Annotated in this window: 8 protein-coding genes and 2 pseudogenes; 3 read left to right on the forward strand and 7 right to left on the reverse strand. The window is 70.8% G+C overall.

Annotation, left to right across the window (positions count from 1 at the left end):
* The 3 genes and pseudogenes from AB0E62_RS39350 to AB0E62_RS39360 form a co-directional block, all read right to left on the reverse strand.
* Positions 1-118 (reverse strand): annotated as a pseudogene (locus AB0E62_RS39350) (electron transfer flavoprotein subunit beta); the annotation flags it as partial.
* Between the two features lie 67 nt (positions 119-185).
* A complete protein-coding gene (locus AB0E62_RS39355) occupies positions 186-1,352 on the reverse strand; it encodes an acyl-CoA dehydrogenase family protein (protein WP_362205746.1) in 1,167 nt (388 codons plus the stop codon).
* A gap of 52 nt (positions 1,353-1,404) precedes the next feature.
* Positions 1,405-2,589 carry a CaiB/BaiF CoA-transferase family protein gene (locus AB0E62_RS39360; RefSeq protein ID WP_362205749.1) on the reverse strand — a complete coding sequence of 395 codons (1,185 nt, stop codon included), beginning with the start codon at positions 2,587-2,589 and terminating at the stop codon, positions 1,405-1,407.
* A 200-nt stretch (positions 2,590-2,789) separates the two neighbouring features.
* Between AB0E62_RS39360 and AB0E62_RS39365 the strand changes: the two genes are divergently transcribed.
* A complete protein-coding gene (locus tag AB0E62_RS39365; RefSeq protein ID WP_362205751.1) occupies positions 2,790-3,740 on the forward strand; it encodes a LysR family transcriptional regulator in 951 nt (316 codons plus the stop codon).
* Positions 3,741-3,887: 147 nt separating this feature from the next.
* Here AB0E62_RS39365 and AB0E62_RS39370 read toward each other — a convergent pair whose 3' ends face one another.
* The gene (locus AB0E62_RS39370) at positions 3,888-5,135 is read right to left on the reverse strand and encodes a CoA transferase (RefSeq protein WP_362205754.1); all 1,248 of its coding nucleotides are present in this window, start codon (positions 5,133-5,135) and stop codon (positions 3,888-3,890) included.
* Positions 5,136-5,276: 141 nt separating this feature from the next.
* On the opposite strand from AB0E62_RS39370, the gene AB0E62_RS39375 reads away from it, so the two are divergent.
* Positions 5,277-6,623 (forward strand): AMP-binding protein, encoded by a 1,347-nt coding sequence (locus AB0E62_RS39375; RefSeq protein ID WP_362205757.1) that lies wholly within the window; start codon positions 5,277-5,279, stop codon positions 6,621-6,623.
* A 108-nt stretch (positions 6,624-6,731) separates the two neighbouring features.
* Here AB0E62_RS39375 and AB0E62_RS39380 read toward each other — a convergent pair whose 3' ends face one another.
* The 3 genes and pseudogenes from AB0E62_RS39380 to AB0E62_RS39390 all read right to left on the reverse strand — a co-directional run bounded on the left by AB0E62_RS39380 (position 6,732) and on the right by AB0E62_RS39390 (position 9,957).
* Positions 6,732-7,661: a LysR substrate-binding domain-containing protein gene (locus tag AB0E62_RS39380; protein ID WP_362205760.1), complete on the reverse strand. Its 930-nt coding sequence runs from the start codon at positions 7,659-7,661 to the stop codon at positions 6,732-6,734.
* 145 nt (positions 7,662-7,806) lie between these two features.
* Positions 7,807-8,744 (reverse strand): annotated as a pseudogene (locus AB0E62_RS39385) (CoA transferase).
* 298 nt (positions 8,745-9,042) lie between these two features.
* The gene (locus AB0E62_RS39390; protein WP_362205763.1) at positions 9,043-9,957 is read right to left on the reverse strand and encodes an alpha/beta hydrolase; all 915 of its coding nucleotides are present in this window, start codon (positions 9,955-9,957) and stop codon (positions 9,043-9,045) included.
* A gap of 229 nt (positions 9,958-10,186) precedes the next feature.
* Here AB0E62_RS39390 and AB0E62_RS39395 point away from each other — a divergent pair, with 229 nt between their 5' ends.
* Positions 10,187-11,053 (forward strand): helix-turn-helix domain-containing protein, encoded by an 867-nt coding sequence (locus AB0E62_RS39395; protein ID WP_362205766.1) that lies wholly within the window; start codon positions 10,187-10,189, stop codon positions 11,051-11,053.
* Positions 11,054-11,194: the final 141 nt, after the last annotated feature.

Below are 11,194 nucleotides of genomic sequence, written 5' to 3' on the forward strand. Positions count from 1 at the left end.
CCAGCTCGGAGAGCAGACCGTCCACGTCGTCGCGGTCGACGGTCAGGTCATCGGCGAAGTGCCGGTCGCCAGTGGCGTCGGGCACGTACTTCACACACACGATGATGTTCATCTTCAGGGTGTCTCCTGGTTTCCCTCGGCAGCCTTCGTCCGGGCCGCTCGTTTGCCTGCGGTGCCGTGTGCCGTCACGCGTCGAGTCCGCCGCGCTTGACCAACTGGCCCGCGATCACGTTCTTCTGGATCTCGTTGGTGCCCTCGCCGACGATCATCAGCGGGGCGTCCCGGAAGTAGCGCTCGACGTCGAACTCGGTCGAGTAGCCGTAACCGCCGTGGATGCGGACGGCGTTGAGGGCGATCTGCATGCCGGTCTCGGAGGCGAACAGCTTGGCCATGCCGGCCTCCATGTCCACCCGGCGACCCGCCTCGGCCTCCCGTGCCGCGTACAGGGTGAGCTGGCGTGCGGCGGTCAGTGAAGTGGCCATGTCGGCGAGGTAGTGGCCGATCGACTGGTGCTGCCAGATGGGCTTGCCGAAGGATTCCCGCTCCTGGGCGTAGGCGAGCGAGTCCTCCAGTGCCGCCCGGCCGACGCCGAGCGCGCGGGCGGCCACCTGGAGCCGGCCGGTCTCCAGACCCTTCATCATCTGCGCGAAGCCCCTGCCCTCCACCCCGCCGAGCACCGCGTCGGCCGGCACGCGGTAGTCGTCGAAGGCCAGCTCACAGCTCTCGACGCCCTTGTAGCCGAGCTTGGGCAGGTCACGGGAGACCGCGAGGCCGGGGCCGTGCTCGGCCAGGAGGATCGAGATGCCCTTGTGGGCGGGGCTCGCCGCGGGATCGGTCTTGCACATCAGCGCGATCAGTCCGGCGCGCCGGGAGTTCGTGATCCAGGTCTTGGAGCCGTTGACGACGTACTCGTCGCCGTCCTTGCGGGCCACGGTGCGCATGGCCTGGAGGTCGGAGCCCCCACCGGGTTCGGTCAGGGCCATCGTGGCGCGCATCGCGCCGGTGGCCATCCGGGGCAGGTAGCGGCGCTTCTGCTCCTCGGTGCCGAAGTGCACCAGCAGTTTGGCGACCACGGTGTGGCTGCCCATGGCGCCGGCCAGGCTCATCCAGCCGCGGGACAGCTCCTCGGTGACCAGGACGAAACACGGCATGGAGACGGGATTGCCGCCGTACTCCTCGGGGATGGCGAGACCGTAGATGCCGAGCTTCTTCATCTGCTCGATCAGGGCCTCGGGGTAGGTGTTGGAGTGTTCGAGTTCCTGGACGACGGGCTTCACCTCCCTGTCCACGAAATCGCGTACCGTCCTGACGACGAACTGCTCGTCGTCGGAGAGGGCGTCCAGGGTGCTCACGATGTGCTCCTCGTCTTTCGCGTCAATGGGTGCCGAAACGTGCTGCCGGACGTCAGATGACGCCCTCGGTCCGCAGGCCTTCGATCCTCGCGGCGGAGAATCCGAGTTCGGCCAGAATCTGTTCGGTGTGTTCGCCGACGGCGGGCACGGGGTCCATGCGCGGCTCGACCCCGGCCAGGTCGGCCGGCGGCAGCAGGGCCGGCACCACGGCACCGGGGATGCCCACGTCCCGCCAGCGGTTCCGCCCGGCGAGCACCGGATGTTCGACGAATTCCCGCACGTCGTTGACCCCGGCGCAGGCGATGCCGGCCGCGTCCAGCACGCGCATCACCTCGTCGCCGCTCGACCGTGCGAACCGCTCGCGGATGACGGCGTCGAGCTCGTCGCGGTGGGCCACCCGGTCGGAACCCGTGGCGAACCGCGGGTCGTCCGCCCACTCCGGCCGCTCCAGTAAGCGTTCGCACAGCGCGGTCCACTCCCGCTCGTTCTGGACGGAGAACAGCACCTGTCTGCCGTCCGCCGCCGGGTAGGCGCCGTACGGTGCGATCGTGGCGTGCCGGGTGCCCATCCGCGGGGGCTGGGTGCCGCCGTGACGGGTGTAGTAGGCGGGCTGGCTCATCCACTCCGCCAGCGCTTCGAAGAGCGAGACCTCCACGGCCCGCGCGACACCGGTGACCGCCCGTGTGTACAGCGCGGTCAGGACGCCTGAGTAGGCGTACATGCCGGCCGCGATGTCGGCGATCGACACCCCCACCCGGGCGCTCTCCTCCCGGGTGCCGGTCAGTGAGACCAGGCCGGTCTGGCACTGCACCAGCAGGTCGTACGCCTTGCGCTCGGCCCACGGGCCGGACGTGCCGTAGCCGGACACGGTGCACGGGATCAGCGAGGTGTGCCGCTTGGTGAGGGAAGCGGTGTCCAGGCCGAGGCGGGCCGCGGCCCCGGGGGCCAGGTTCTGTACGAACACGTCCGCCGACGTCAGCAGTTCTTCCAGCGCCTCCCGGCCGGACTCGGTCCTGAGGTCCAGGGTCAGGGACTCCTTGGACCGGTTGAGCCAGACGAAATAGCTGGACTGACCGTGCACGGTGGTGTCGTACCGACGGGCGAAGTCCCCTCCCCCGGGCCGCTCCACCTTGATCACGCGGGCGCCGAGGTCGGCGAGTTGGCGGGTGGCGAACGGCGCCGCCACCGCCTGCTCGACGCTCACGACGGTGACGCCGGTGAGCGGCAGTGCGGTCATGTTCCGACCTCCACGGGGCCGTGCGGGAAATGTGCTGGGTGAGGGGTCGTCGCCGGGTCGGCCGAAGGCGTGGTGCCTTGGGCGGGCCTTCTTGTCCGGCGGCAGTGTCATCATGGATGCTCATGAGGCCGAAGGTGAAATACCGAATGTTGATGTCCTCATGCCTGGCGCAGATGGACGTCGAGTGAAGGGGCGAACCGGTGGACATCAAGCAACTCAGGGCACTCGTGACCGTGGCCGAGGCAGGCAGTGTCACGCGGGCGGCCGAGCTGCTGCATCTCGTCCAGCCCGCGGTCACGCGGCAGATCCGCACGCTGGAGCACGAGCTGGGCGTCGCCCTGTTCGAGCGGACCCGGCAGGGGATGCAGCCCACGGCCGCCGGTACGACCATGGTCGAGCGCGCCCGGCGAGCCCTGAACGAGCTGGAACGGGCTCGTGCGGAGATCCGCCCGACACCGGGTGTGGTCAGCGGCATCGTGAACGTCGGCCTGCTCGACAGCGCCGTCAACCTGCTGGCCGAGCCGCTCGCCTCCGCCGTCCTCCGCGAGCACCCCGGCATCGAGCTGCGGCTGCTCACCGCGTACTCCGGGCACCTTCAGCAGTGGCTCGATGACGGGGACCTGGATCTGACCCTGCTGTACAACCTCGCCAGCACCCCCTCGCTCAACGCGGAACCGCTGGTGCGGGAGAAGTTGTGGGCGGTGGCGCCGCCGGCCGCGGGACTGCGGGCGGAGTGCCCCGTCCCGCTGGCGCAGGCGGTGTCCCATCCGCTGGTGGTGCCCGCGGCCGGCCACGGACTGCGCAAGGTGATCGACGCCGCCGCCGCGCAGGCCAAGGTGGAGATGAACCTGGTCGTCCAGACCAACTCCATGCAGGTGCAGAAGCAGCTGGTGCTGGCCGGCCACGGCTGGACCATTCTTCCCGGTGTCGGCATCGCCGAGGACGTGGCGAACGGCACGCTGAGCGCCGCGCCCCTGTGCGAACCGGAGGTGTGGCGCTCGATCGTGCTCGGCACCTCCAGATCGGGGAGGATCACACCCGCCGTCGAAGTCGTGGCCCGGGAGCTGACCCGCCGGATCCACTCCGCGGTGGAGGAGGGACGGTGGCCGTCGGCTGAGCTGTACGACAACGGGAACGCGCGCCAGTCGTGACGGAGTGAGGCGACCGCCGGCCCGCGGGCATTGATGGCGGCCACCCTCGCCAAGGCGATGCGCGCCGTGGGCGAACCGCCGTGCCGAGCGGCCCGGAGCAACCGGGCCGCTCCGAGCCACGTTCCCGGGTCGCCTTCCTGGTGGTCGTCACCCGGACCGGCGGGTCGCCGTCAGGCTCCCGGTACCGCCCCCGTCGCCCGGGCCGTCCACGGTCGGTGCGGTGGACGCCGCCGCGGGCAGCAGCTCCGCGTTGTGCTCGCCGACCGCGGGGGCCGGGCGGGGCTCCGGGCGCTCGCCGTCCACGACGACGGGTGACTTCGGGGCCAGGTGCGGGCCCACGCCGGGCTGGTCGACCACGCCGAAGAGGTCGCTCTTGCGCAGCTCGGCGCCGCCGTCGCGGCCGAGTTCCGCGAAGCTCCGGTAGCGCTCCCACAGGATCCGGTGGCGGTCGAGGACCGCGGCCGCCTCGGTGAACGGGACACCGCCGAACCACCGTGCCAGCAGGGTCGAGATCAGCTCGCGGTGTTCATAGCGCTGCGACTCGCCGGAGAAGTCGATGCCGAGCGTGTCGGCCAGCCCCTCGAAGACCGCCGTCAGGCCGGTGGCGGCCAGGAGCTTGGTCCAGTGCCGCTCCGTCAGGATCACGACCATCACCCGCACGCCGTCGGCGGTCAGGAAATCACGGCCGTAGGTGCCGAAGACGTCGTTGCCCGACTTGACGCGCTCGTGCCCTGTGACCTGCGCCTCGGCCAGATATCCCAGGTTGCCCGCGGTGGCCAGCGCCACGTCGTCCAGCGCGACCCGGATGCTGCGGCCCCGACCGCTGACCAGCCGGTCCCGCTCCGCGGCGAGCAGTCCGACCGCCAGGTACAGGCCGGCCGCGATGTCCCAGGCCGGCAGGACGTGGTTGACCGGCGCGTCGGTGCCGGCCGGACCGGTGATCAGCGGGAAGCCGCTGGCCGCCTGGACGGTGTAGTCCACTCCGGCGCCGCCGTCGGCACGCCCCTGGAGCAGCGCGTGGATCACGTCGGGGCGCAGCGCGCTCAGCGACTCGTAGCCGAACTCCGGGTAACGGTCGCTGTTGCTCACCACGGCGCACGGGCCGCCCCGCACGATCAGGTCCACCACACGCCGGCGCTCCGCCTCGGACGCCATGTCGACGGTGACGGCGCGCTTGCCCTTGTTCAGTCCCGACCAGTACAGGCTGGTGCCGGAATCGGCCAGCGGCCACCTGGTGCGGTCGGCCGCGCCGCCGAGGGGCTCGACCCGGACGACGTCCGCGCCCAGTTGGGCGAGGGTCAGCCCGCACAGCGGGGTCGCCACGTAGCTTGAGATCTCGACAACCCTGAGGCCGGACAGCGGCCCCTGCTGGGCGGTTGCTTCTTCGGGAGGCATGGTCGTCCTTTCGACTCGCCGGTTGCGGGTGCGCCCGGACCGCCGGCCCGCGGTGCGAGAGGCAGGTCCCTCACTGGGCATCGACGACCCTCACCATAGATTATATTTTATATGAAGTATCTGAGGCGAGAAGGAGGCGTCATGACAGTTGCTCCGTTCTCAGAGAAGTACTGGAGCCCCATCGAGACCATTTCCCCCGCGGAGGCACGGGCGGTACAGAACGAACGACTGAGAGAACAAATCGCTCACCTGACCGCGAACAGCGCCTTCTACCGGGAGAAATTCTCCGGGCACGGTATCGACGCCTCGAGGGTCAGGACGGTCGAGGACCTGGCCGGACTGCCGTTCACCGAGAAGCAGGAGCTGCGCGACAGTCTGGCCGGCTGCCCGCCGCTCGGCGCCCATGTCGCCGTGGACGACCGCGACATCGTCCAGATCCAGGCGTCCTCCGGTACGACGGGCAGCCCGTCGTACGTGGCGCTGACCGCGAGCGACATCATCACCTGGTGCGAACTCGGCGCGCGGGCACTCTACGCCAACGGATTCCGCCCCGGCGACCGGCTGTTGCACGCCTTCGGCATGAGCAAGGGCTTCGTCGGCGGCCTGCCGGTCGTCCAGATCCTGCGGTACATGGGCATCGTCGACATCCCGATCGGTGCGGAGGCGGGGGCGGAACGGCTGCTGCGCGTCCAGGCGGACCAACGTCCCAACGCGCTGATCGGCACCCCGTACTTCCTCGCCCACCTCGCCGAGCAGGCCCCGAAGATCGTCGGCCGGCCCGCCCGTGAACTGGGCGTGCGCGCGATCAGCGTCGGCGGTGAGCCCGGCGGCGGGCTGCCCTCGGTCCGTGACAACCTCGAGTCGCTCTGGGGCGCGACCGCGCGGGAGATGCTCGGCGGCACGGACATCGCCTGCACCTACTGGGGCGAGTGCGAGGCGGGCGAGGGAATGCACTTCCTGTCACCGGACCTCATGATCGCCGAACTGATCGACCCGGAGACCGGCGAGCAGGTCGCACCGGTCGAGGGTGCCCAGGGCGAGCTGGTCTACACGGCGCTTCGCCGCCAGGCCTCTCCCCTGCTGCGCTTCCGCACCCGGGACCACGTCGTGGTCACCGGGACCGACTGTTCCTGCGGCCGGACGGGCTACAAGGTGCGGTGCATCGGACGCACCGACGACATGCTCATCGTCCGCGGGATCAACGTCTTTCCCTCGGCCCTCAAGCAGTTGGTCCTCGAACTGGCACCGCGGACCACCGGGGAGATGCGCGTCCGGGCCGACTTCGAGGGACACTCGACGCAGCGCCCGCTGCCCCTGGTCGTGGAGCACGCGGCCGGGATGGGACAGGAGCAGCGGGACGAGCTGCGCACCGCGCTCGAACAGCGCATCCGCTCCGCGCTCAACGTCAAGACGGTCGTCGAACTCGTCCCCGACGGCACGCTCAAGCGTCCCGACCACGTCAAGGTCGCGTTGATCGAGCGGGTGTAGGCGCGGCGTCCGGCGACCGCCACCGGTCGCCGGACGCGAAGGGGCCCGCCGCGCGCGAAACCCCGCGTTCCCGGGCGGTCGGGAACGCGGGGCGGGTGCGCTGGACGCTCAGGCGCCCCGGTGGTCGCTCGGCCGGTCGAGCAGTTGGGTGAGGAACGCGCCCGCGGCCGGGCTCGGAGTGCGTCCGCGCGCGGTGGCGATGTGGATCTTCCGCACCGCCCACGGCTCGGCGAGCTCGAGCACGGCCACACTTCCCAGATCCTCCTGGGTGAGCAGGCACTCGGGCTGCACGGTGACCCCCAGCCCGGCCTGGACGAGGCTGAGCGCCACACTCGCGCTCCGGACGTGGTACTCCGGTGCGAATTCCCGCTCCAGCCGGCCCGCGGCGGCACGGAAGGCGCCGAGCAGGGAGGTGACCGCGATCAGTTTCTCGGGCAGCAGGTCCTGGAACGTCACCCCGGTCCGCTCGCTGCGCAGATGGTCCCGCGGTACGACGACGACCAGACGGTCACGCCGGTAGGGCGTGACGTCGACCCCGTCGAGGTCCAGCCCGTACGCCGCCGCGAACACACCGACGTCCGCCTGGCCGTGCGCGACCTGCCGCACGACCTGCGCGTTCTCGACGTCGTGCAGCGTCAGCCGCACGAGCGGGAACTCGCGGCTGTAATCGCCCGTCTCCCGGGCGAGGAAGGGGACGACGATGGTGCGCGCCGATGCGATGGTCAGCTCTCCGCGCACGCCTTCGGTGAAGGAGGAGATCTCCGAGCGCAGGTCTTCCAGGCTGTCGAAGATCTGCCGGACGTAACGCGCCAGGACCTCGCCCGCCGGGCTCGGGACGACCCCCTTCGGTCCGCGTTCCAGGAGCTGGATGCCGGAGATGTCCTCCAGGATCTGGATGCGTTTGGTCGCCGTCGACGCGGCGATGTTCTCGCGGATCGCCGCGCGGCCGGTCTGCTGTTCCTCGATCGCGGAGAGGAAGAGTCGCAGCGTGAACAGGTCGACCTGACGGATCAGGTGGAGCCGGTTGAACATGCCCATGTGACCGCCCTCAAGGTGCGCGCGGATTGTCGAGTCGTCGGTGGCCGGACCACCCGTCGGCGGTGAGCCGGCCGGTACGGAGGAACCACCGGCAGCGCGCCGGCGGGTACGCCGTGACGTTCCCCTCCCGTACCGGCGGCCGTTCTCAGAGCCGGTCCTTCAGCACGTCCCCGATCTTGTCGTCGTCCGCGCCGATGTGACGCGCCGCGTGCAGCGGCGGCGGACGTCTGCCGTCGAAGGACAGGGGCAGGCCCACCACGCCCAGCTCGTCGTCGGGCGGATTGCCGATGATGCCGAGCGCGCGCGTCTGCTCGTGGGCGACGACCTCGGCGGTGGTCTGGATCGGAGCCACCGGGACGCCGGCCGACTGCAGCCGCTCCTGCCAGTGGGCGCGCGGTTGCCGGGCCAGCCGCTCGGCGATGAGCCGGTCGATCTCGGCCCGGTTGCGCAGGCGCGCCGCGTTCGTGGCGAATCTGTCGTCCCCGGCCCATTCCGGCCGCCCGAGTGCCTCGCTCAGCCGGCCGAACAGCGCGTCGTTCGCACAGCTGACGACCAGATCGCCGTCGGCGGCCGGGTAGGCACGGTGCGGCACGATGAACGCCACGCCCGAGCCGTGCCGTCCGCCGGGTGCCCCGTCGGCGTTGTGGCTCGCGATGCCGATGGACATCCAGGCGAGGGCCGTCTCCAGCAGCGAGGCGTTCACGGTCGCGCCGGAGTGCTTGGCGGCGCGCCGGTGGAGCGCCGCCAGGATGCCGATCACGGCCCACATCCCGGTCCCGAAGTCGACGATGGACACCCCGGCCCGCACCGGGGACCGGTCCTCCTCGCCGGTGATGCTCATGATGCCGGCGAACGCCTGCATCAGTGGGTCGTAGCCGGGCAGCGTGCTCAGCGGCCCCTGGTGCCCGAAGGCGCCGATCTCGCAGCAGATCAGCTCCGGCTTGGTGCCCGCAGGCTGTCCGGGTCCAGCCCGTAGGTGGCGGCGGCGCCCGGCCGGAGGTTGTGGACGAAGACGTCGGCGCGCTCGGCGATCAACCGGTGCAGCGTGACCAGTTGTTCCCGGTCCTTGATGTCGATGCTGATGCACCGCTTGCCGCGGTTGAGGGCTACGGGGGGTCACTTCGGTCGGTGGCTGTACGGGGCGGCGCTGCCGAACCCGTACTCCAGGAAGCCTTCCGGCCGGCGGGTGTCCAGGGAGTTGGACACCTGGGATCCCCCTGAGCTCACCGCCAGGGCCGATACGCCTCCGCCCGGTGACGGGCGGAGGCGGCGGTGAAGCGCTGCGCGGGGCGCGTCGGTCCCGGGGAAGGTCATGGAGAGCAAACGGCCTGTGGCGCCGCCCTCGCAGAGGGGCGGCGCCACAGGGCCGGAGAGGGTGGTCTCAGCCGGCCAGGTACTGACCGAAGAAGTCGGTGAGCTTGGCGACGGCGGGGGTGACGTGCTCGTCCTTGTCGTAGAGGGAGACGTGGGTGGCCCCGTCGACCACGAACAGTTCCTTGGGCCCGTCGGCCTTCTCGATGGCCTCGCGGCTGAAGTAGGCGGTGTCGGAGTCGGAGCCGACGATCATCAGCAGCGGGCGCGGGGCGATCAGCCGGATCAGCGCGTACGGCTCGAACTGGGCGATGTGGTCGATGCTGCGCAGCGGCCACTCGTTGGTGGAGTTGCAGTGCCCGCCGCGGGGGGTGCGGTAGTAGTCCTGCGCCTCGCGGTAGAGGGTCGGCGCCTCCTCCAGGCCCTCGGGGCTCTCGGGGGCCCAGTTCAGCACGGCCGGGGTCTCGCCCTTGGCCTCGGCGGTGCGCAGGGCGCCGGCCTGGTCGAGCAGGCCCTGAAGGACCTCGGGACCCTGGGTGCGGCCGAGGCCTTCGACCAGGAGGCTGTTGATGTCGACGGCGCTGACGGTGGCGACCGCCTTGATGCGGTGGTCGGTCTGGGCGGCGAAGGGCACGTAGCCGCCGGAGGCGCAGATACCGAGGGCGCCGATGCGGGCGGGGTCGATGTCGTCGCGGGTGGTCAGGTAGGTGATGGCGGCGCGGACGTCCTCGGCGCGCTGGAAGGGGTTCTCCAGGCCGCGCGGGGTGCCCTCGCTCTCCCCCTGGTAGGCGGCGTCGAAGACGAGCGCGGCGAAGCCTTCGCGGGCCAGACGTTCCGCGTAGATGCTCGCCGTCTGCTCCTTCACACCACCGCCGGGGTGGGAGACGACCACGGCCGGCAGGGGTGCGCCGGTGTGGCTGTCCGGGGTGTAGAGGATGCCGGCGAGGGAGAGACCGGCGCTGGGAAAGGTGACGTTTGCCTTCATGTGCTGTGGCGTTCCTTGGTTCCGGGGTGGAATAGCCTGTGTGGCGCCCGTCCGACCGGCCTTCGGGGAGGGAAAGTGTGTCTCCCGTGGCCGGACCCGACTGCCACGTGTTGAAGGCTTCCACCTGTGGCAGCCGTGCGGAATGGGCGGTTCGCAGCCCCCGACAGGGATGTCCTGGGACAGCGCCGGCCCCCTCCCGGCACGGGTGTTCGCTGTCATGCTGGACGGCATGAGCAGCAACGCGCACCGCAACGAGTTGGGTGCCTTCCTCAAGGCCCGCCGGACGGAGCTGAGCCCCGCCATGGTGGGGCTGCCGGACACCGGGGGCAGACGGCAGGTCAAGGGCCTGCGCCGCGAGGAGGTGGCCCTGCTCGCCTCCATCAGCACCGACTACTACACCCGTCTGGAACAGGGCCGCCGCCAGGCCTCCCGGCCCGTGCTGGAGGCTCTCGCCGAGGTCCTGCACATGAACGAGGACGAACGCGACTACGCCTTCGAACTGGCCGGCCGCGACGACGCCCGCCCCCGGCGCCACGCCGTGCAGAAGGTCCAGCCCCAGCTGCGCCGGCTCCTGGACGACCTCGTCACCACCCCGGCCATGGTCCTCGGCCGCCGTATGGACGTCCTGGCCTGGAACCCGATGGCCGCCGCGCTGATGACCGACTTCGGGAAGATCCCCGAGAAGCAGCGCAACGTTGTCCGGCTGGTGTTCATGGACCCCGCTTTCAGGGACCTCTACCCCGAGTGGAAGACGGTCGCCCATACGTGCGTGGCACAGCTGCGCATGGAAGCCGCGCGTGATCCGCACGACCCCCGCCTGAGCGCGCTCGTGGGGGAACTGTCCGTCCACGACGCGGACTTCCGCCGCTGGTGGGGCGCCCACCACGTCGCCGTCCGCGGCATGGGCACCAAGGTCTACCACCATCCGGTCGCCGGTGACCTCACCCTCGACTGGGACACCCTGACCTGGGCCACCGACCCTGCCCAGCAGCTCGTCACCTGGACCGCCGAACCCGGCACCCCCTCCCACGACGGCCTGCGTATCCTCGCCTCCTGGGCCGCCCACGCCGACCAGCCCGCCACACCGGCGAAGTAGCCGGCCCCGGCACCTGGAGTCCTCCGTCGCGGCGGGTGGCACCCCTGTGGTTCAGGAGGTGGTTTCGTCCTTCCAGAGGCCGCGTTCTTCGAGGGTTTCGATGAGGTGGTCGGCGCTCTGGAGGGTGTGCTGTTCCATGAG

This window comes from Streptomyces sp. NPDC038707 (assembly GCF_040636485.1).
Lineage (GTDB): Bacteria > Actinomycetota > Actinomycetes > Streptomycetales > Streptomycetaceae > Streptomyces.